Source organism: Rahnella ecdela (assembly GCF_019049625.1).
Taxonomy (GTDB): Bacteria; Pseudomonadota; Gammaproteobacteria; order Enterobacterales; family Enterobacteriaceae; genus Rahnella; species Rahnella ecdela.
On record NZ_JAFMOY010000104.1, the window covers coordinates 1 to 21586 of the forward strand.

Annotated in this window: 19 protein-coding genes; 10 read left to right on the forward strand and 9 right to left on the reverse strand. The window is 51.3% G+C overall.

The window, feature by feature from the left end:
• From tssI to J1784_RS02625, 3 genes are all read left to right on the forward strand, one after another.
• Nucleotides 1-1361, forward strand: a 1361-nt coding sequence (gene tssI / locus J1784_RS02615; RefSeq protein ID WP_217147900.1) for a type VI secretion system tip protein TssI/VgrG, incomplete at its 5' end; no start/stop codon positions are given.
• Nucleotides 1362-1388: 27 nt separating this feature from the next.
• On the forward strand, nucleotides 1389-5456 hold the full coding sequence (locus J1784_RS02620) for an RHS repeat-associated core domain-containing protein (RefSeq protein WP_217147901.1): 4068 nt from the start codon (nucleotides 1389-1391) through the stop codon (nucleotides 5454-5456).
• Nucleotides 5457-5567: 111 nt separating this feature from the next.
• Nucleotides 5568-6248 (forward strand): ankyrin repeat domain-containing protein, encoded by a 681-nt coding sequence (locus J1784_RS02625; protein WP_238485359.1) that lies wholly within the window; start codon nucleotides 5568-5570, stop codon nucleotides 6246-6248.
• A 266-nt stretch (nucleotides 6249-6514) separates the two neighbouring features.
• Here J1784_RS02625 and fadR read toward each other — a convergent pair whose 3' ends face one another.
• Entirely contained in the window at nucleotides 6515-7237 is a 723-nt protein-coding gene (fadR, locus tag J1784_RS02630) for a fatty acid metabolism transcriptional regulator FadR (protein ID WP_217147902.1), read from the reverse strand.
• Between the two features lie 244 nt (nucleotides 7238-7481).
• Between fadR and nhaB the strand changes: the two genes are divergently transcribed.
• The 4 genes from nhaB to iraP all read left to right on the forward strand — a co-directional run bounded on the left by nhaB (nucleotide 7482) and on the right by iraP (nucleotide 11763).
• A complete protein-coding gene (gene nhaB / locus J1784_RS02635; RefSeq protein ID WP_217147903.1) occupies nucleotides 7482-9059 on the forward strand; it encodes a sodium/proton antiporter NhaB in 1578 nt (525 codons plus the stop codon).
• Between the two features lie 177 nt (nucleotides 9060-9236).
• Nucleotides 9237-9767: a disulfide bond formation protein DsbB gene (dsbB, locus tag J1784_RS02640; RefSeq protein ID WP_217147904.1), complete on the forward strand. Its 531-nt coding sequence runs from the start codon at nucleotides 9237-9239 to the stop codon at nucleotides 9765-9767.
• Nucleotides 9768-10142: 375 nt separating this feature from the next.
• A complete protein-coding gene (locus tag J1784_RS02645) occupies nucleotides 10143-11252 on the forward strand; it encodes an AI-2E family transporter (RefSeq protein WP_217147905.1) in 1110 nt (369 codons plus the stop codon).
• Between the two features lie 169 nt (nucleotides 11253-11421).
• A complete protein-coding gene (gene iraP / locus J1784_RS02650; RefSeq protein WP_217147906.1) occupies nucleotides 11422-11763 on the forward strand; it encodes an anti-adapter protein IraP in 342 nt (113 codons plus the stop codon).
• 74 nt (nucleotides 11764-11837) lie between these two features.
• Here iraP and J1784_RS02655 read toward each other — a convergent pair whose 3' ends face one another.
• The 4 genes from J1784_RS02655 to J1784_RS02670 all read right to left on the reverse strand — a co-directional run bounded on the left by J1784_RS02655 (nucleotide 11838) and on the right by J1784_RS02670 (nucleotide 14651).
• Nucleotides 11838-12287 carry a YcgN family cysteine cluster protein gene (locus J1784_RS02655; RefSeq protein WP_120131200.1) on the reverse strand — a complete coding sequence of 150 codons (450 nt, stop codon included), beginning with the start codon at nucleotides 12285-12287 and terminating at the stop codon, nucleotides 11838-11840.
• Nucleotides 12288-12394: 107 nt separating this feature from the next.
• Complete coding sequence (locus J1784_RS02660) at nucleotides 12395-13051, reverse strand: fumarylacetoacetate hydrolase family protein (protein WP_217147907.1); 657 nt, start codon at nucleotides 13049-13051, stop codon at nucleotides 12395-12397.
• Between the two features lie 26 nt (nucleotides 13052-13077).
• Nucleotides 13078-14256, reverse strand: a complete 1179-nt coding sequence (locus tag J1784_RS02665) for a lytic murein transglycosylase (protein WP_217147908.1) — start codon at nucleotides 14254-14256, stop codon at nucleotides 13078-13080.
• Nucleotides 14257-14378: 122 nt separating this feature from the next.
• Nucleotides 14379-14651, reverse strand: coding sequence for a YcgL domain-containing protein (locus J1784_RS02670; RefSeq protein ID WP_217147909.1), 273 nt, complete (start codon nucleotides 14649-14651; stop codon nucleotides 14379-14381).
• A gap of 136 nt (nucleotides 14652-14787) precedes the next feature.
• On the opposite strand from J1784_RS02670, the gene minC reads away from it, so the two are divergent.
• The 3 genes from minC to minE are packed head-to-tail and all read left to right on the forward strand — an operon-like array spanning nucleotide 14788 to nucleotide 16587.
• Nucleotides 14788-15477 (forward strand): septum site-determining protein MinC, encoded by a 690-nt coding sequence (gene minC, locus J1784_RS02675; RefSeq protein ID WP_112290035.1) that lies wholly within the window; start codon nucleotides 14788-14790, stop codon nucleotides 15475-15477.
• A gap of 24 nt (nucleotides 15478-15501) precedes the next feature.
• A complete protein-coding gene (gene minD / locus J1784_RS02680; RefSeq protein WP_217147910.1) occupies nucleotides 15502-16314 on the forward strand; it encodes a septum site-determining protein MinD in 813 nt (270 codons plus the stop codon).
• A 3-nt stretch (nucleotides 16315-16317) separates the two neighbouring features.
• Nucleotides 16318-16587, forward strand: coding sequence for a cell division topological specificity factor MinE (gene minE, locus J1784_RS02685; protein WP_112290033.1), 270 nt, complete (start codon nucleotides 16318-16320; stop codon nucleotides 16585-16587).
• Nucleotides 16588-16962: 375 nt separating this feature from the next.
• Here minE and rnd read toward each other — a convergent pair whose 3' ends face one another.
• The 4 genes from rnd to tsaB all read right to left on the reverse strand — a co-directional run bounded on the left by rnd (nucleotide 16963) and on the right by tsaB (nucleotide 21584).
• Nucleotides 16963-18084 carry a ribonuclease D gene (gene rnd, locus J1784_RS02690; protein ID WP_217147911.1) on the reverse strand — a complete coding sequence of 374 codons (1122 nt, stop codon included), beginning with the start codon at nucleotides 18082-18084 and terminating at the stop codon, nucleotides 16963-16965.
• A 97-nt stretch (nucleotides 18085-18181) separates the two neighbouring features.
• Nucleotides 18182-19879 (reverse strand): long-chain-fatty-acid--CoA ligase FadD, encoded by a 1698-nt coding sequence (gene fadD, locus J1784_RS02695; RefSeq protein ID WP_217147912.1) that lies wholly within the window; start codon nucleotides 19877-19879, stop codon nucleotides 18182-18184.
• A gap of 298 nt (nucleotides 19880-20177) precedes the next feature.
• On the reverse strand, nucleotides 20178-20810 hold the full coding sequence (locus tag J1784_RS02700; RefSeq protein ID WP_274387301.1) for a Slp family lipoprotein: 633 nt from the start codon (nucleotides 20808-20810) through the stop codon (nucleotides 20178-20180).
• A 72-nt stretch (nucleotides 20811-20882) separates the two neighbouring features.
• Nucleotides 20883-21584 (reverse strand): tRNA (adenosine(37)-N6)-threonylcarbamoyltransferase complex dimerization subunit type 1 TsaB, encoded by a 702-nt coding sequence (gene tsaB, locus J1784_RS02705; protein ID WP_217147913.1) that lies wholly within the window; start codon nucleotides 21582-21584, stop codon nucleotides 20883-20885.
• Between the last annotated feature and the right edge of the window lie 2 nt (nucleotides 21585-21586).

The following is a 21586-nucleotide window of genomic DNA, read 5'->3' on the forward strand; positions in this document are numbered from 1 at the left end:
AAGACGAACAGCACGGCGAAGATTTTGCCCGCTATCAGATTGAAGGCTGGCGTAATAACGCGGATATGGTCTCCGGAACGTCTAATTCCCCGCGCATGCAGCCGGGTTTGTGCTTTGCGCTGACGGACCATCCCCGTGAGGATTTGAACTCTCAGTGGCAGGTGATCGCCTGCGAAATTCAGGGCGATCAGCCGCAGGCGCTGATTGGTAACGAAGGTCAGGGAACCACCCTTTCCAGCCACTTTCAGGTGATCCCGGCGACGCAAACGTGGCGGTCGGTACCGCATCCCAAACCGCGCATTGACGGCCCGCAGATTGCCATCGTTACCGGCCCGCCGGGAGAAGAAATTTTCTGCGATGAGCACGGGCGCGTGCGGGTGAAATTTGCCTGGGATCGCTACAACAAAGCCAACGAAGGCAGTTCATGCTGGATCCGCGTCTCGCAGGCATGGGCAGGCACCGGTTTTGGCAACATCGCCATTCCGCGCGTCGGCCAGGAAGTGATCGTCGATTTCCTCAACGGCGACCCGGACCAACCTATCATCACCGGTCGCACCTATCACGCCAGCAACCGCTCACCCGGTAGCTTACCCGGCACTAAAACGCAGATGGCGATCCGCTCACAAACCTACAAAGGCAGCGGCTACAACGAGCTGATGTTCGAAGATGCCACCGCGCAGGAATTGCTTTCGATCCATGCCCAGAAGGACATGAAGACCAAGGTGCTGAATAACAGGATGACGGATGTGGTTGCCAACCACACAGAAAAAGTTGGCGGTAATCAGGCAATAACCATTGCTAAAAACCAGATACAAAACGTGGGTGCAAACCAGATTGAAACCATCACCTCTAACCAGGTGGTCAATGTGGGAAATAACAAATCAGAAACTGTCGGCATCATTAAAACTGAAACGGTCGGTTTTTTGAGCGCATTATCTGTTGGGATTGCGTATCAGGTTTCCGTGGGCAGCAGCATGAACACTACCGTTGGGGTATCGCAATCCTCTGAGATCGGCGTCTTAAAAACGTTGAATGTAGGACAAACGTACAGCATCGACGTCGGGAAAAAAATGAAGCTGAGCGTAGGTGAAATCAAAAGCGAAATGGCCGGCAAGACCTCGCTATATTCAGCCGGAGACCATCTGGAGCTCAGTTGTGGCGCCGCCAAAATCGTACTAACCAAAGATGGCAGCATTTTTCTCTCCGGCACCACATTACATATGCAGGGAGTCGCGATGGTTAACAGTGACTCGGCACTCATAAATCTTAACTGCGGATTATCGGTAGCGCCACCACCCGCCCCACCGGCCTCGGGAAGCAGCGACATGCCGCCAGCAGGCGCAACTCCTCCGTTTATTTAAAATATTAACATTAAAAGGATTTACCCCATGACCGGATTTCCGGCAGCACGGCAGAAGGATATGACCGCCATTGGTGGCCCGATTGTTCAGGGCTCGCTGGGCGTAATGATTGGCGCGCCGACCGGCGTGGCGTGCTCGGTTTGCCCCGGCGGGGTCAAAGTGGGGAGCCCGGTCAACCCGTCGCTGGGCGCTAAAGTCCTGCCGGACGAGACCGATATCGCGCTGCCCGCGGCGCTGCCGTTTGTCCTCAGCCGCTCCTACAGCAGCTATAAAACGGATACGCCCGCGCCGGTCGGGCTGTTCGGCCCCGGCTGGACCGCCGCGGCAGACATCCGCCTGCAAATTCGCGCGGATGAACTGATTTTGAACGACAACGGCGGGCGCAGCCTGCATTTTCATCTGCTGCCGCCGGGCCAGATTGCCTTCAGCAACAGCGAAAAGCTCTGGCTGGCGCGCGGTGGTATTGATACGCAAAACAGCGCGCATCCGCTCAGCAAACTGTGGCAGGCGCTGCCGCAGGAGCTTCGCAACAGTCCCGATGACTATTTCGTGGCGAACGACGCCACCGGTCCGTGGTGGATTTTAGGCTGCGTTCAGTTACCCGAAACGGCGCAGAACGAGCTGCCGCGCCCTCTGCCTGCCTCGCGCGAACTGCTCGGATTAACCGACCGCTTCGGTAATACGCTGCGCTATCACCGCGATACGCAGGCTGAGTTTGCCGGACACATTACCGGTGTTACCGACAGTGCCGGGCGGCGCTTTCGCCTTGAGCTGACGCGGCTTGTGGACTTTAAACCCGCGCTGAACACCGGCCGGGGCGAAGATTCTGGCGTGCGCTTAGTTGCTGTCTGGCTGGCAAAAGACCTGAGCTTTCCGGATTTGCCCGATAAACCGCTGGTCCGTTACGACTACACGCCGCGCGGCGAGCTGAAAACCGTGTACGACCGTGCGGGCGAAATCGTCCGCCGCTTTGACTGGCATCCTGAAAATAGCGGCCTGATGACCGCGCACCAGTACGCCGGAAGGCCCGCAACGCGCTACGTCTACGATGATGCCTCCGGCAAAGTCATTTCTCAGGTGAATCCCGGCGGCCTCAGTTATCAGTTTGAATACCGTTCTGACCAGACCCGCGTCACCGACAACCTCGGGCGCGTGCGCGTCTACCACTTCGAGGGCGAGCGCGGATTACGCCGGGTGGTGAAGCTTGAGCAGCCCGACGGCAGCAGTACGCAGAGCACCTTTGATACGCAGGGGCGGCTGACCTCGCAGACCGATAGCCTCGGGCGCATCACAAAATTTCAGCTGAATCCGGCCAACGGCGCGCTGGTCGCAATCCTGTATCCCGACGGCGAAAAGCGCAGCCAGTTCAGCTACAACGGCGCCGGCCAGCTGGTTACCGCCATTGCGCCGGACGGGCGTCGGGTGGATAAAAAGTATGACGAGCTTGGGCGTCTGACGGCTGAAACCGACGCCCTGAGCCAGACCCGCCGCTATCACTACGCGGATGAAAACAGTGCGCAGCCTTGCGCGACGGAAGACGCCGCGGGCGGCAGACAGGAACTCGAATGGAACGCGTTGGGTTTGCTGACGTCGTTTACCGACTGCTCCGGCTATAAAACTTCGTACCGCTACAACCGCGACGGTCAGCCGGTAGAAATCCTGCATGAAGAAGGTATAACCATCCGCTTTGAGTACGATGCGCGTGGACGGCGGATTGCCAGTACGGATGCCGCCGGAAACCGGACGCAGTGGGAATATGATGACGCCGGTGACGTGATGTCGGTTACCCGCCCTGACGGCAGTAAAAGTGTGCAAAGTTACGACGCCCGCGGCAATCCGGCAAGCCAAAGTGACGGCGGGTTAACGCGCCGGACAGAGTTCGACAGCGCGGGCAGGCTTGTCCGCCTGGTCAATGAAAATGATGCTGAAACCCGGTTCAGCTACGACGTGATGGACCGGCTGACGCAGGAAATTGGCTTTGACGGACGCACGCAGGGTTATCGCTACAACGCCGCCGGTCAGCTGGTTCAGAGCGACGACGCCGGGCTGACCACGCTCTGGCACTACGACGACGAAGGCCAGCTTATCCGCCAGCAGCGTCCCGGCCTCAGCGACGGCCCGGACGACGTGCTGTGGCGCTACGACGCCTCCGGTCGGGTGCTGGAAACCGGCCACCGCAGCGAGACCCATCTGGTCAGCGTGCGCTTTCAGTATGACGCCAACGATAACCTTACCGGCGAGCGCCAGATTATCCACAACGCCAGCGGCGACCTGCTGTGGCAGCACACCGTGCGCCGCCAGTTCGACCCGCGCGGTTTTGAATCGTCCTTAAACTGCGACGGCCTGCCGGACATCCGCTGGCAGACCTACGGCCCCGGCCATCTGCTGGGTGTCAGACTCGGCGACGACGTCATGCTGGAGCTCGGTCGCGACAAACTGCACCGGGAAACCTCGCGGCAGTTCGGCCAACACTGGCAGTCTGAAAAAACCTATTCCCGCACCGGGCAACTTGCCGGGCAACACGCTTTATCAGGCGGTCATCTAACCCGCAATTATCACTACAACGCCGCCGGACAAATGACGCAGATGTCCACCGGCGGAGGCGACCATTTTTACCGCTACACGCCCGCAGGCAGGCTGCACAGCGTCAGCTCACCGGCGGGCGTGCTGACCACCCTGACCGACCCGGCGGGCAACCGCACGCTCACGCATCATGATTCGCATCCGGCTCCGATAAACGAGCTTCCGGTCTGGCACGGCAACCGCATTCAGCACGACGAGCGGTATCAGTATGAATACGATGTGTGGGGGAATCTGACCGCAAAACGGCCTTATTACGCGGGCTGGGTACAGCATTCGCACGACGATGAGGCGGTACACACCTTCGCGTATGACCGCACGCACCGGCTGACGCGCTTTACCATTGAGCAGAACGGCCAGACCACCACGCGGGCGCGCTATATTTACGACCCGCTCGGGCGGCGCGTCGGCAAACAGGTGAGCACGCTGAATCCGCAAACGCAGGAAACCGACACGCAAAACACCTGGTTTGGCTGGGACGGCGACCGGCTGGTGCTGACCGAAAACCGGGACATCCAGCTGCACACCATTTATCACCTTGGCAGCTTTGTGCCGCTGCTGCGCGCCGAGCACGCGCGGGCAGAAGACAGCCACCGCACGCTGGCGGAAAAACTCGAAGAGGACGCGGGCGGCGTGTTCCCGCCGGATATTCATGAGCGTTTTAACGTGATTGAGCAGGAAATCCGGCGCAATCAGGTGAGCGAGGCGAATCACCAATGGCTGGCCTCCGTCAGCCTGAAAGCCGAAAACATCGCGCTGTGGGTCGACCCGCTGCCGGAAAGTCACGAAATGGCACTGCACCTGTTCCACTGCGACCCTCTGGGGACGCCAATCGGGCTGGTTAATCACAAAAACGGCAAAGTGGAATGGAACGCGGACATTGACGTCTGGGGCAACGTGCAGAGCTGCGATAACCCCCACAAACTGCGCCAGCCCATCCGCATGCAGGGACAGCAATTTGATGAGGAATCGGGGCTGCATTACAACCGGCATCGTTATTATGACCCGGCGCAGGGGCGGTATATTACTCAGGATCCGATTGGGTTGATGGGGGGATGGAATGGGTATTCATATACAAATAATCCGATAGAACAGGTTGATCCTCTTGGTTTGGCGAGTTGGGATATCCTACTCAAGCAAGCAGGAATTAAATCTGGGACACCGGCTACATCACCAACATCATCGCCCTCAATGCGTCCTGATGGCCAGCCTTGGGGAGCGGGTTGTGGTGATGCTAAGACTGACAGATATGTTCCGGATGGTATGTATGGTGCTGACTTTACTAAAGCTTGTAAAATTCACGACAAATGCTATGAAACTAGAGGTACAAGTAAACCAGCATGTGATACAGAATTAGGAAAAAATATAGTATTAGCATGTGATAGGGCCCTGGGGATGTTGGAAGGAATTCCCGAAGCTCAAAACACACTTTATAGCTGTAGAGCAACTGCGGTTATTTATCAGTCAGCAGTGGAAAAATTCGGTGGTTCTGCATATGACGCGGCACAAAAATAGGCGAATTTGAAAGGTGTCAACATACATTCCCAGATTCATATAGCTAAAGAAGACTCAAAATATTTAGCACTGTGAAACTTTTAAGCAATAGCGACATTTTAAGAGATGATGATGTTAAAAATAGCCACCACAGTCGTATTAGCAGTTATCATATTCACAATTACTGGCTGTGATGAATCTGAGATTAAAAGAGATTTTAAAATAAGTAACGTAGCCAGTTTTCCATATGAAATAGAGGGATTAAAAAATAGATGGTATTTTTGTGAAAAATGCCTCAAAGATAAACGCTGTAAAACTAACAACGTTAAACAATGTAATGAGATCACTCTACCTGATAGAAGTGAGGCTTTAAGCTTAGCAATGAGCAGGCCCAACACTGAAGCAGTTTATTTTCTGGTCGATGTCGCAAAGGCAGATGTAAATGGCATTACAAAGGATGACAATGACACGCCACTAATGAATGCAGCATATTATGGTTCTAAAGAACATCAACAAATAGCCAAACATCTGATTTCTCTTGGGGCTGATGTCAATACAATTAACGAATTACGGCCTAATAATACAGCATTACTGGTTGCAATCTGGAAAAATAATATTGATTTTGCAAGATTGTTAATTGATAACGGAGCAATTCTCGATATGTCACCCGTTACAGGAGTCAGAGAGAGAAGTGCATGTGAAGCAGCAATAGTTTATGGCAGAGCGGAAATAATACCGTTCATTGATGGATGTTGTAATTTGATTAAAAACAAACCCGATCTGATGCCTGCTACATTTTCAGAATGTAAATAATTTATTTCTTAGTTTGTGACTTAACTTAAGAAACTGGTCTGGAGGGGTAGGAACATAGGCCCTGCGATATAGATGCAGGAAACGTTACAAAGAAACTTTAGGTACTAATCAGTCAAAGTGATTCTAAAAGCAAAAAGGCCAGCAACGCTGGCCATTTGTATACTTCGGAACGGAAACAACTTACTGCACCGATCTGTGGATTTTGAGGTAACCGGCTTTACGCTGGTTACCATCAGCTTCATTAGTGTTCCCAAACAGTCCGAAATTTAACGATGCTTCTGTTCGGTCAGATCACCCGGCATCGCGCTCTGCATACTGTGCCAGATTTCACCACTCTGACGACCATAATTACGAACGGAATCAACAATCTGCTCGTAACTTTTTTCGTGGCAGATATCGGATAGTTTTTTATAGAAATTGATCGCCAGTTTACGCGCTTCAGGATTGGAGAAGTAATAACGTCCTACGCGGGTATACAATCCGCGTAATCCGTTGATGATCAGCCCGTAAATTGGATTGCCGGAAGCAAAGGCCAGACCACGGAAAATACCATAATCGAGCGCCGTGAAGGCCTCGGCATGATCTTCAACTTCAGCGGCTTTGGCCAGTACCCGCTGGGTTTCTTCCGGATTGCTACGCATCGCTTTACGGATAAAAATCGTTGCAATGTTGGTACGAACAGACAGCAAATTATCAATGAGCTGCGGTACGCTTTCGTGATCAAGACGCGCCAGTGTTTCCAGAATATTCAGACCCGACGTTTCCCAAAAATTGTTCACCTTGGTCGGTTTACCATGCTGAATTGTCAACCAGCCATCCCGGGCAAGCCGCTGTAACACTTCACGCAATGTGGTTCGGGTCACGCCAATGAGTTCTGAAAGTTCTCTCTCTGCGGGCAAAATAGAGCCCGGAGGGAAGCGGCTGTTCCAGATACTTTCGATGATATACTCTTCGGCAAAACCGGCAGGACTTTGTGCCTTAATAACCATGTGTTTGTCGTTCCGTGTGAGGCTTTTATTGGGGATATAGTTCAGCTCATCATACCAGATGAAAAACGCCGGTTATAGCACTCAGGCAGAACAAATGTTGAAACTGTGCAGGGGTTGGCAGAATTTCAAATCTCTTACAGGGTTATGTGACTGTCCTTTCTGGTGGAAAATTTCAGTCAGACAATTAAACTGGCCTATGTTTTTGATACAACTATAAATTACAGACAAAGGAGTTCTGGGGAATATGGAAACAACCTACAGTCGCGCATTTATTAAAAACTTTTTGGGGCAGTCTCCTAACTGGTACAAAATTACCATCCTGACGTTTTTGATTATTAACCCGTTGATTTTCTTTCTGGTCAGTCCGTTTTTAGCCGGATGGCTGCTGGTCGTCGAGTTCATTTTTACACTGGGTATGGCGCTTAAATGCTATCCACTCCAGCCGGGCGGTCTGCTGGCTATCGAAGCGGTCATGATCGGTATGACCACCGCAGAGCGCATTCGCGAAGAGATTTCGGCCAACCTCGAAGTCATCCTGCTGCTGATTTTCATGGTTGCGGGCATCTACTTTATGAAGCAACTCCTGCTGACCGTTTTTACCAAACTGCTGCTAAATCTGAGAAATAAAATCGCGCTATCGATGGCCTTTTGTTTCGCTGCCGCTTTTCTCTCTGCCTTCCTCGATGCTCTGACAGTTATCGCCGTGGTGATCAGCGTTTCCGTCGGTTTCTATTCGATTTACCACAATTTCGCCTCAAATCAGAGTGAAAGCGCGGACGTGACCGACGACAGCACGTTTACCGGTAATCAGCAGCACCAGGCCGTGTTGGAACAGTTCCGTGCATTCTTACGCAGCCTGATGATGCATGCAGGCGTCGGTACTGCGCTCGGTGGCGTGATGACGATGGTCGGTGAACCGCAGAACCTGATTATCGCCAAAAGCGCCGACTGGCAGTTTGTCGATTTCCTGATCCGCATGTCTCCGGTTACTGTGCCGGTGTTTATATGTGGTTTCGTGGTTTGCGCGCTGGTGGAACGTTTTCGTCTGTTTGGCTATGGCGCAAAACTGCCACATCCGGTGTATGAAGTGCTCAAAAAGTTCGATCAAAAGAACAGCGAGAACATTACCAAACAGGAGCGCATTAAGCTGGCGGTACAGGTCGTCATAGGTGTATGGCTAATTATCGCGCTGGCTTTCCATCTGGCAGAAGTTGGGTTGATCGGCCTGACGGTCATTATCTTTGCTACTGCGTTTTGCGGTGTGACGGATGAACATGCAATTGGTAAAGCTTTCCAGGATTCCCTGCCCTTCACCGCCCTGCTGACTGTCTTTTTTGCCATCGTTGCCGTAATCATCGAACAGCACCTGTTCACTCCAATCATTCACTATGTGCTTCAGTCAGCGCCGTCAAACCAACTGTCATTGTTCTATCTGTTCAATGGCTTGCTTTCTTCTGTTTCTGATAATGTTTTTGTCGGCACCGTTTATATCAATGAAGCGAAATCGGCGCTGGTTAATGGCGTGATTGACCTCAAGCAGTTCGAATTGCTGGCGGTCGCGATCAATACCGGGACAAATCTGCCCTCAGTGGCCACTCCTAACGGTCAGGCGGCATTCCTGTTCCTGCTGACTTCCGCCCTTGCTCCGCTTATCCGTCTTTCTTACGGAAAAATGGTCTGGATGGCGCTGCCTTACACGTTAGTGATGACGCTGGTGGGTTTGCTTTGCGTACAATATCTGCTGCCGGATATGACGCAGTGGTTTACGAATATGGGATGGCTGAGTTTGCCACCGGCCAGTGAATTGCTCATGCCTCGCTGATCCCGAAGACGTACCCGGTAATTTTCTGGAAGCTTGCAATCTTGAAAATTACCGGATTTAAACGTGAAATGTCCGATTCATATTATTTATTTACCTAATATTTATTCTGACAGGCTGGCAGCAGGGAGCAATTGGTTTACACTGCGTCTCAGTAGCTAACTGCAGGGAAAATTTACTATGTTGCAATATCTTAACCGCTGCTCTCAAGGCCGCGGTGCATGGCTTCTGATGACTCTAACCGCCCTGGCTCTTGAGCTGGTCGCGTTGTATTTCCAACACGTGATGCTTCTTAAACCTTGTGTCATGTGTATTTATGAACGCTGTGCGTTGATGGGTATTCTGGCGGCTGGCCTGGTCGGTGCAATTGCCCCCTCCACCTGGCTACGTTATGCCGGTATTCTTATCTGGATTTACAGTGCTTACGAAGGGATCCGCCTGTCATGGGAACACACCATGATCCAGCTGCATCCTTCTCCGTTCGCGACTTGTGATTTTGCTGCCCGCTTCCCGACCTGGTTGCCGCTGGACAAATGGTTCCCGTGGATGTTTATTGCCAGCGGTGATTGCGCGGAAAAGCAGTGGGAATTCCTTTCGCTCGGTATGCCGCAATGGCTGGTCGTTGTTTTCAGCGTATTTATGGTGATTGCGATCCTGGTACTGCTGGCACAGTTTGTGAAACCAAAACGTCGTGATTTGTTCGGCCGTTAATTAAGCACAGAATTCATCAGGGCGCCTCAGGGCGCCTTTTCTATGGAAATCAGCATCTTTACGCAGGGAATGCAGACTCTTTTAATTTGAATGATTTATATGACTAATCTGGAACTGCTATGAAAAATCTCCCTGTCTGGCTCATCTGGATAATTTGCGTCGGAGCCTGTGTTCTTTTCTGGGCCGCGGTCGGTTTCATTTTTTATGGATTCTTTAAATAAAGAGAAATACGACAACGGGCCCGCTGATTTTTCCTCCGGGCCTTTAACAATCCGCAGTGTTGCCACGAATATTGAGCAAAAAAAGACCTTAATTTGTAAAAACCTCAATGAGTTCTATGCTACGAGGGCAAAAAGGTTCATCAGAGGAACAAGTATGGTCGTCAAAGGGTTTTCAAAAGGTTTTTTCATCGCGATTCTTTTCATCGTAACTTTGGCTTTTTTCGATGTATTGAGGCCTTATTATTCTTCCGTGCTATGGGCAGTTATTCTCGCAGTTATTTTTAATCCGCTTAAAAACCGGCTTAAGCAATATGTCGGTGACCGTAATGGTCTTGTTTCTTTTTTAACCGTTATGATTATTTGTCTGATTGTCTTCACACCGCTGGCGATTATTACTTCTTCGCTGGCCATCGAATTCAATGCGGTTTACACCAAACTTCAGGGGAATGACTCACAGTTGCCGGTCATGCTGACTGATACTATCCACCATTTACCGCGCTGGGCCAGACATTTCCTGTCGGAACATAATCTGGACAGTACGATTGAAATTCAGAAAAAGCTTTCCGACGTCGCCCTGCAAGGCAGTCAGTATCTGGCAGGCAGTGTATTTGTTATCGGTAAAAGCACATTCGGCTTTGTAGTCGGTTTTGGCATCATGCTGTATATCCTGTTCTTCCTGCTAAAAGATGGCGCCTATCTGGTCAATCTTACGCTGGAAGCCCTGCCGCTTTCCCGCCACGTTAAACACCATTTGTTTATGAAGTTTGCTGCCGTGTCCCGTGCAACAGTGAAAGGGACGGTAGTGGTAGCAATCGTTCAGGGCGCTCTGGGCGGACTAGCATTTTATATTGCAGGTCTGGATGGCAGCCTTCTTTGGGGCGCGCTGATGGCTTTCTTGTCAATCATTCCGGCGGTAGGATCAGCCATTATCTGGGTACCGGCTGCCATTTATTTCTTCGCTTCAGGAATGCTGTGGCAGGGGATCTTCATCGTGGTCTTCTTCGTTGTGGTCATCGGTATTGTCGATAACGTTTTACGTCCGCTGCTGGTCGGCAAAGATACCAAAATGCCGGATTACCTGATCCTTATCACCACGCTGGGCGGCATGGAAGTCTACGGCATTAACGGCTTTGTGATTGGCCCTCTGATTGCGGCATTGTTCATCGCCTGCTGGAACATTCTTTCCGGGCGCGATCATCAAAACAATACCGATGAGATTGATGAAGATTTCATTGAAGAAGGTAAAAATCACCCGGAGGCATGATACGCAGGGCGTTTAGTTGAACGCCCGTTTTGCGAATTGTTGTATTCTGCGTGAATTTCATGGGGGGGTGTTACAAACAACCCACTTTTACCAAATAAGATTATGCAGTTTTCAGAACCTGGCGTAGAAATAAATGGCAACTTACACTTTCGATCTGCAGGGGTAATAAATGAAAAATATCATTTTAGGTATGATCGCAAAAATCTCCCGTATGGAAGCAGACACTAAACAGCTTACCGCGCAGGTTGAGGCGCAGTCACTTCTTCTCGGCGCGATTTTCATTACTGTTGGGAAAAATGGCGGACCGCAGGAAATCATCGAAAGCGTCAATAAAGCCATAAATTCAGTGCTCGACTCTGATGATGAAGTTGTTAAATCCGACGCCAAAATTTTGTTCGAACAGTTTCAGGCTCTGATTGAAATGACGCGACTTATCGATAAAGCCGATCCGGAGCTGGATCCTGAAGCGCTGAATGCACTCGGTGCCGTCCGCCCCGATTCAGAAATCTGATGTCTTAGTCCGAAACATAAAAAGCCCTGGCATTTGCCGGGGCTTTTTCATTTCAAAGCACAATCAAAACGAGCTTACTTCGCCCAGCTTGGCTTATTCATGATGTGATCCTGCCAGTCTTCGACGTCGTCTTCGCGAACAGCGATGTAACGTACGGAAATCTGCGCGGTGTGCATGGCCGATTTGGACGCTTTGTTCAGCAGCGGATGCCACGGCAACAGAGGTTTGCCCTCGCCTATCAGGCGGTAGGCACAGGTAGGCGGCAACCAGTCGAAAGTGGTCAGGTTTTCACGCGTCAGTTTGATGCAGTCTTCTTCCAGCGTGAAACGGCGTTCGTAGTTGCGGCACTGACAAGATTTAATATTGAGCTGGTTACACGCGACGTTGGTGAAGTAAATCTCATCCGTGTCTTCATCAATCAGCTTATGCAAGCAACATTGCCCGCAGCCGTCGCACAATGCTTCCCATTCTTGGTCAGTCATTTCAGACAGCGTTTTTTGCTGCCAAAAAGCGGGTTCAGTCATGATGTGCATCCGGTATAAATAAAAGAAGGGTGCTTATATAGACGCTTTAGCCGTCAGATGCAAGTAAAGCCGCCGGAAAGCTGCTCCGGCGACCTCATTGCAATGCGTTATATCACGCGGGTAGTGACTTGCTTACCATTGAGTGTCGCTAAGATTTCATCGCCAGCCTGGAGAGGCCCGACGCCGTGAGGTGTACCGGTCAGAATAATGTCACCGGCACGCAGCGTGAAGAAACGACTCATGTAGGCAATCAGCGGCAGAAGCGGCGTCAGCATGTCGCGGGTATTGCCTGACTGTCGCGTCTGCCCGTTGATCTCCAGCAGTAATTCGGCCTGCTGCGCATCGCCAAATTCGCTGACCGGAATAAACCCACTGATAGGGCATGAGCCGTCAAATCCTTTTGCTCTTTCCCAGGGTTGTCCGGACTCTTTAAGTTGAGTCTGCAAATCCCGCAGCGTGAGATCCAATGCCAGCCCGTAACCGGCGATGGCATTAGCTACGCGATCTTCCGTTGCCTGTTTAAGCGGAGTACCGATCAGTACCGCAAGTTCGACTTCATGATGCACAGCGCCGAAATCCTTCGGGATCGCGACAGGCTGGCGAATATCGCAGAGCGCCGTTTCCGGTTTAATGAACACCAGCGGTTCAGCCGACTGCTTGCCGCCCATCTCTTTGATATGGTCTGCATAGTTATTACCGACACATACCACCTTGTTCACCGGAAAATCGAGTAATGCGCCGTGCCAGTCTCTGTGTTGGTACATACAGCCACTCCTTGATGTGAGGAATATCAGCCGCTGAACGGATTATGCGGTGCCGGCGCTAAGGGTGCAGAAGGTGCAGGTATGTTCTGAACCGGTGTTGTCGCGCCGGAAACCACCGGTGTCTGCGCGCCTGTTACAGCATCAGCCATCATGCCGATACTCAGTGCGAAATAGGTCGAACGGTTCCAGTGCATGATCGTACGGAAGTTATCGTAAACCAGGAACGCGCGCCCCTGCGTATCATCCGGTGTGATCATCCATGCGCGGGTGGCTGTCGATGCCAGCGGGCTGCCATCCACCTGGGTTACACCAAGTTGCTGCCAGTAACGGGCCGGATGCATCTGATTATTTTTAAGCCCTGTCAGATTGCCGTCAAAGTTAGCGGGTAATTTGACTTCCTGTCCCCAGCCCTGATCGCCCTTCCAGCCTTCTTTAGATAAGTAGTTGGCCGTTGAGGCAAACACATCGTCGGTGTTTTTCCAGATATCGATTTTCCCATCGCCGTTACCGTCCGCGCCGTAAGTCAGATAAGAGCTTGGCATAAATTGCGATTGCCCCATCGCTCCGGCCCAGGAACCTTTCATCATGTCGCTGCTGGCTTTGCCCGAATCGACAATTTTAAGTGCTGACATAAATTCTTTGGTGAAGAAGGCTTCACGACGACCTTCAAAGGCAAGCGTTGCCAGCGCTGAGAACACATCCTCTTTACCCTGAATTTTGCCGAAGCTGCTTTCCATCGCCCACAGCGCCACGATGAACTGTGGTTGTACACCATAGCGGTCGCTGGCTTTTGTCAGCGCAGGCAGGTTGTTCTGCAACTGCTCCTGCCCCTGTTTGATTTTCCATTCAGGGAGTACGCGCGTCAGATAATCGTCGAGGGTGATTTTTTTCTCTAACTGATTGCGGTCTGAATTGATCACGCGGTCGACGAAATGGATATTCGCGAAGGTACTGTCGATGGTCTGCTGGCTGATGCCCTGAGCGAGCGCCTGCGCTTTGAGTTGTTCGATATAAGCCGGGAATTCAGCGGGGTCCCGCCCCTGCTCTGCCAGAGATGTTTTGCCTGAAGGCGCTGCCGGTGCGGCGGCGGCAGGCTGTGTTGCCGGAGTGGATGGCGTGGTGGTTTGCCCTGAGGTAGCTTTTTGTGCTGCACAACCGCTGAGGATGATCAGCGGTGTTAACACAGCCAGTGCCGACAATTTCATCAATTTCTTCCTTTTGACTTCTGCAAGTGATTCATCGTTCTAAGCTTTGAGCACTACAACGATGAATGCAAGTCATCACGTCCGAAAGTTCGAGGAATGCCGAAACAAATGTCAGGAATGCGTTATTTACTGGTGTCGCTAAGATGGATATTCAATAAACTTTCTGCCGGCGGTGGGACCTGCAGATAATAACCCTGATCTTCGAGAGACTGACGGACTTTAGCAATATCGGCCGCTGCCAGTTTTTCACGGTTCGCCAGATTTAACATCATTGCGAACTGAGGCACACCAAAACCTTTCAGTAATTCTTCAGGCACACGGGAAAAATCGTCTTTTTTTTCGACATACAGATAAGTCTGGTCGCGTTTAGTACTTCTATAGATCACACAAAGCATTTTTTTAACTCTATTTTATTGAAACGGTGGCTTGCCTAGATATAACTGTAACTATAACATGCTTATCGTACATCGGAATATCGCCCCCCGAGTCGTATTCCGGGGATTTAGAGTTGCTGAGACTGAGTCAGGATAGATGTCACAATCGCCAATAGAACTAAAAGGCAGCAGTTTTACCTTATCGGTTGTTCATTTACATAGTTCACAACCAGAGGTTATTTATCAGGCATTACAGGAAAAAGTGGAGCAAGCTCCGGCCTTTTTGAAAAATGCCCCTGTTGTTATCAACGTTGCTTCACTCACAGGTGCGGCAAACTGGAAAGACATTCAACAGGCTGTCGCTTCTGCAGGCTTTCGCGTTGTTGGCATCAGTGGTTGTAAAGACGAAGCGCAAAAACGCGCACTTTCCCGCACCGGTTTGCCGCTGCTGAGTGAAGGTCGTGCCCAGCGTATCGCTGCTGAACCACCGGTTCCTGTCGTGCCCGACAATGCCCCGGCCAAGACACGCATTGTCAGTACCCCGGTCAGATCCGGCCAACAGATTTATGCCCGTAACAGCGACCTCATCGTGACCAGCAGTGTCAGCGCAGGTGCGGAACTGATTGCCGATGGCAATATCCACATCTACGGCATGATGCGAGGCAGAGCGTTAGCTGGCGCCGCAGGCGATGCAAATTGTCAGATTTTTTGCACGCAATTAGGCGCTGAACTAGTCTCTATCGCAGGGCAATACTGGTTGAGTGATCAAATCCCGGCCGATTACCTCGGTCAGGCAGCGCGCCTCAGCCTGATAAATAATGTGTTAACCATACAACCTTTAAACTAAGCCCTTTTGACAAGGAATCCATTCATGGCACGCATCATAGTTGTTACATCGGGTAAAGGGGGCGTTGGCAAGACCACTTCAAGCGCGGCCATTGCTACCGGTTTAGCTCAAAAAGGCAAAAAGACTGTTGTTATCGATTTCGATATCGGTCTGCGTAATCTCGATTTGATTATGGGCTGTGAGCGCCGGGTGGTTTATGATTTCGTGAACGTGATCCAGGGTGATGCCACGCTGAATCAGGCGCTTATCAAAGATAAACGCACTGAAAACCTGTTTATTCTTCCGGCTTCACAGACGCGCGATAAAGATGCGCTGACCCGTGAAGGCGTAGAGAAAATCCTGAACGATTTAGGCGAGATGGAATTCGATTTCGTCGTGTGTGATTCCCCTGCTGGTATCGAAACCGGCGCGCTGATGGCACTGTATTTCGCCGATGAAGCCGTGATCACCACAAACCCTGAAGTCTCGTCCGTTCGTGACTCCGACCGTATTCTGGGCATTTTGTCTTCAAAATCCCGCCGTGCGGAACTGGGCCAGGAGCCTATCAAAGAACATCTGCTTCTTACCCGTTATAACCCGGGCCGTGTCAGCCGTGGCGACATGCTGAGCATGGAAGATGTGCTGGAAATCCTGCGCATTCCTCTGATCGGGGTTATCCCTGAAGATCAGTCTGTACTGCGTGCGTCCAATCAGGGCGAACCGGTCATTTTGGATCAGGAATCCGATGCAGGTAAAGCGTATGACGATACTGTCAGCCGTCTGCTTGGGGAAGAACGTGCATTCCGTTTCATTGAGGAAGAGAAGAAGAGTTTCCTGAAACGCCTTTTTGGGGGATAAACCATGGCATTGTTAGATTTCTTTCTGTCCCGCAAAAAATCGACAGCCAATATAGCCAAGGAACGGCTACAGATCATCGTAGCCGAACGGCGTCGTGGGGATAGTGAACCGTCGTATCTGCCTGAACTGAAACGCGATATTCTCGCAGTCATCTGTAAGTACATTAAGATTGACCCGGAAATGCTGCAGGTTCAGTTCGAGCAGAAAGGTGACGATATTTCCGTACTGGAACTTAACGTCACCCTGCCAGAGTCGGAAGAAGCGCCTAAATGACAGCAGTCCATTTAGCCTGTTTACAGGTGTTTTTTTCAGCATAGCGCCCTCTGTTTCCTCAGGGGGCCACTGTTTTTTTCACAATTTTCCCTGTTATTCTTATTTCCCCTCCCAATAACCACTGTATATAAATCCACTAAATGGATTCATTTACCGACTGGTTTCATTTATTCCGGAAAATTTTGATTAAGACTCATCTCATTCATGCTTGAAATTGATATCCCTACACTGATTTAATTCGGTATACCTCATCACGACGTGTTATCTGCAACCATTTTCCGCTAATGCTTTTAGCAGTGAATAAAAAAGAGCGGGACATTTGCCCGCTCTTTTTTATTCACTGCCTGAATTCATTTTTCCTTCTTAACGAAGGAATCAATAATTGCTCAGAATTTCATTAAGCCTTTCAGCTAATAATTTTCCGCGCCAGCCACTGATTAATTCCGGCTGTGATTCTTTATCTTTTAACTTCCAGTGATAAGTCAGCAACTGGTTAATCTGACGACGCGATGCCAGTAATTCAACACTCAGTTTGCTTTCTTCGCTCACGGTCTGGATCAGGGCCTTGATGTCTTTGAAGACTTTGCGATAACCCGGCTGATCGATAAGGTTCGAAATCGGTGCAGGAAGGTCAGATTCATCCAGCCCATTGGATTCTTCCACCAGTGCCAGGAGCGTGCGCCCGTGATAGCGAATTTCAGGACCACTCAGGCCCAGCGCTTCCAGCTCACCCAGAGAGGTCGGCTGATAGCGGGCGACCTGCCAGAGATTTTCCTCACGAACGACAAAGTTTACCGCCAGGTCACGCTGACGCGCCTGATTAAGACGCCATGCGGCCAACAGTTTCAGGCAACCCAGCTGACGTGGACGAAGCTGGAACGCATTGCCGATTTCCAGATAGGCCCGCTCAGGTTGCAGTACTTCGCTGCGACGACGGCAAAGTGCCAGACATTCGTCCAGCGCCGCGTCCATCCACCCTGCTTCTTCAGTCTCACGCATCAGCTGATCGGCCAGCGGCAGCAGATACCACACGTCAGCCGCTGCATATACGCATTGCTTTTCGCTAAGCGGACGGGCAATCCAGTCCGTCCGCGATTCACTTTTATCCAGCTCAACACCGGTGGTTTCTGCCACCAGACGGGCAAAACCACAGGAAAGCGGACGCCCGCTGAAAGCGGCCAGTATTTGCGTATCAATCAGCGGGGTTGGCATCACACCAAAAGCATTCTGGAAAACTTCGAGATCTTCACTGCCGGCATGGAGGAATTTGATGACATCAGGATTAACCAGCAAATCAATGAAAGGCTGCCAGGCGGTGATCGGCAAAGGATCGATAAGCGTGAGCTGTTCGCCGTCAAAAAGCTGAATCAGGCCCAGTTGCGGGTAATAAGTGCGGGTGCGGACAAATTCGGTATCCAGCGCAATTTTGCTGTGCGCTTGAGCCTGAAGACAAACCTGCTCCAGCGCGTCATTGGTAGTGATCAACTGATAATTCAAATCTTAATTCTCTTAATCATTACTGCGTTATAACGTGACAACGCCGGACATCGCCGGCGTTAAGAATCTGACCATCACTGAACAAACGTGTTAACCGCTATGCTGCATCCTGCTTCGGATCGGCCTTGGGTTTTGCCTGCTCATCGCGAAGTTCCCGTCGGAGGATTTTACCGACATTTGACTTCGGTAACTCATCACGGAACTCGACAATCTTCGGTACTTTGTAACCGGTTAATAACCGGCGACAGTGCGCCAGGAGTTCTTCGCTGGTCAGTGAAGGGTCTTTTTTCACCACGCAAATTTTGACAATTTCACCTGACGACTCATTCGGCACACCAATGGCGGCAACTTCGAGCACTTTGTCGTGTTGTGAAACCACCTCTTCAATTTCGTTAGGGTAAACATTGAAACCGGAAACCAGGATCATGTCTTTTTTACGGTCAACAATCCGTAAGAAGCCCTGCTCGTCCACTGTAACGATATCGCCCGTCGATAACCAGCCATCTTTTAGCACCTCATCGGTTGCCGAAGGCCGCTGCCAGTATCCCAGCATGACCTGAGGGCCACGCACCCACAACTCGCCCGGCTGCCCAGGCGCGACATCATGGCCGTTGTCATCCACCAGACGGACTTCTGTCGATGGCACCGGCAGACCAATACTGCCGCTGTAATGTTTCAAATCGTACGGGTTACCGGCCACCAGCGGTGAACATTCGGTCAGACCATAACCTTCCAGCAGATGTTTACCGGTCAGTTTTTCCCATTTGTCTGCCACAGATTTTTGTACAGACATCCCGCCGCCAACCGAAAGACGCAGCGTGGAAAAATCCAGCTCGCGGAAATCTTCGTTATTGAGCAGCGCATTAAACAGAGTATTGACCCCGCTGATGGCGGTAAACGGATATTTAGCCAGCTCTTTAACCATTCCGGATACGTCGCGAGGATTGGTGATAAGCAGGCTCTTACCGCCCAGATCGAGGAACAGCAGACAGTTCACCGTCAGGGCAAAAATATGATAAAGCGGGAGCGCCGTCACCACCAGTTCATGGCCCGGACGTAACAGCGGTGCATATGCTGCTTTAGCCTGTTCGAGATTCGCCTGCATGTTTCTGTGTGTTAGCATCGCGCCCTTCGCCACGCCTGTCGTTCCGCCGGTATATTGCAGGAACGCCAGATCGTCGTTGATGATATCGGGCTTGATGTATTGCAGGCGACGCCCGCGCTGTAAGGCAGTACGGAAGGAGATCGCGTTCGGCAGATGGTATTTCGGCACCAGCCGTTTGATATATTTCACCACAAAGTTAACCAGCGTGCCTTTGGCGGCAGAAAGCTGATCACCCATGCGGGTCAGGATGACGTGTTTGACCTGCGTTTTGTACACCACTTTTTCCAGCGTATGGGCAAAATTGGAGACAATTACAATCGCACTGGCGCCACTGTCGTTCAGCTGATGTTCCAGCTCTCGCGGCGTATACAGCGGGTTAACGTTAACGACCACCATGCCTGCGCGCAGCACGCCAAACAGGGCAATCGGGTATTGCAGCAAATTCGGCATCATCAGTGCGACACGATCGCCCTTCTGCAGACCCAGCTCATTTTGCAGATACGCGGCAAACGCCCGGCTGCGTTCTTCGAGTTTGCGATAGGTCATCGCCTCGCCCATGTTAATAAATGCCACACTGTCGGCATAACGCAGTGCGGAATTTTCAAACATTTCGACCAGCGAACTGTAGCGGTCAGGATCGATGTTCTCAGGAACATCTGCCGGATATCGTTTTAGCCAAACCTTTTCCAAGGTATCACTCCTGAAATCATGTTCTGTTGCCGTCTCTATTCGACGAGTTTTATCACGTCTTTAACAATATTTTAACTCAGCTTACCAGTTGCGTTTCAAACAATGTCGAGGTTGAGAGGCGGGTCACTTTTTCTGTACCCTTGCTTTGCCAAACCATCCGTGGCTTAAAAGAAAAAGGCGGCAAATAAGCCGCCTTAACAACTACTGCCTTTAATGCTTCGGTGCCGGAGCCGGTTTCATTACCACCGGAGGATGCCCGCCAGAATGTGGCGGCGGTTCTCCGTGCGGTGGCGGAGGTCTATTCGGTGACAACGCTCTCGACCCGTGCGGGTGTCGTGTCATACCAACCGGGCCCCCAGCCGGGTCCAAACCCGCGCCCCCAGGAATCATAAGGGCCGCCGTAGCCGTAGCCCCACGGGCCAAATGGCTGCGGAGGCATAACGACCTGTTGCTGTATCCGCCAGCGTTTATAGCTGTTGACGTTTACCGTGACAAAATCATAAGAAGTCTGGCCGATTTTGCCTTTCTCCACACCGGTAATCGGTCCGACGACGGTCACCAGCTGATTGCGATAATCAACAGGATCCACAAAGCCGTTAATGTAAGCCATGATCCGCCCGCGCGACGGTGCGCCTAAAATAGGCCTTGCGCCATCATCCAGCGGTACAGTGGCAATTTCGAGACGGGTTTTGTTTTGCAGATTAGTCACAGAGACCACTTTGCCGCCAAAACGCGATTCCTGCCCGACATAAAGACCCGGTGCGCCCTGCACTGCCTGTAAATTCATTTGCGGCGTTGCCGTGGTTCCGCGAATTTCATCCGGCACCGTGACACAACCCGATAACACCAGAGCACTCAGCGCAACCGCACTCAGTGCCATTCTTTTACCCGTTTTACCTGATAACTGCTGAATTACAGACCACTTACGCATTGCGTTGACTCCTGTGCAAACTCTTAATTTTGACCACTTTTCAGAGCACAAGTTGCCTGACTTTACCGTCATTTACCGTCCTGGCAGCTTTTTCCATGTCACTTCGTTGCGCAGGTAAGTCGGTTCCGCATCTTCGGGATTAACACGAACGCCATTTTCCCAGAGCTGGAGCGCCAGCGGCAGCATATCTTCCGCATGAGGCAGTAGCATTTTGCCATCAAATAATTCGGCGACCGGAGATTCACCTAACAGATGAGGATAAGTCTCCCAGCCGGTTCCCACCTTCGCAAAACGGCCAGATAATTCTTCAGCGCGCGCCAGAAGCTGTTCCGGCTTGATGACTTTCTCGGTCTCTGAACCGCTCCAGACACCTTGTGCATTGCGGCTGAATTCACCCCAGTACACTTCACCCATGCGGGCATCAATGGCTGCGAGTACGGTATCAGCACCAGTGAGGCGATACGCGCCCTGCGCCATGGTCTGCAATGTAGACACCGGCAACAAAGGCAGTTCTGCGCCAAGAGAAAGCCCCTGGGCCATACCAATGCCGATACGCACACCGGTAAAACTGCCCGGACCGCGACCAAAAGCCAGCGCGTCGAGTTGAGTCAGGGATAGTCCTGCCTCGGCAAGAATTTGCTGAACCATCGGCAAAATGCGCTGCGTATGCTCACGGGCACAGAGTTCAAAATGAGCGAGCGTTTCGCCCTGATTATAAAGCGCAACCGAACAGGCTTCTGTCGCCGTATCAATTGCTAAAATTCGCGTGGACATGC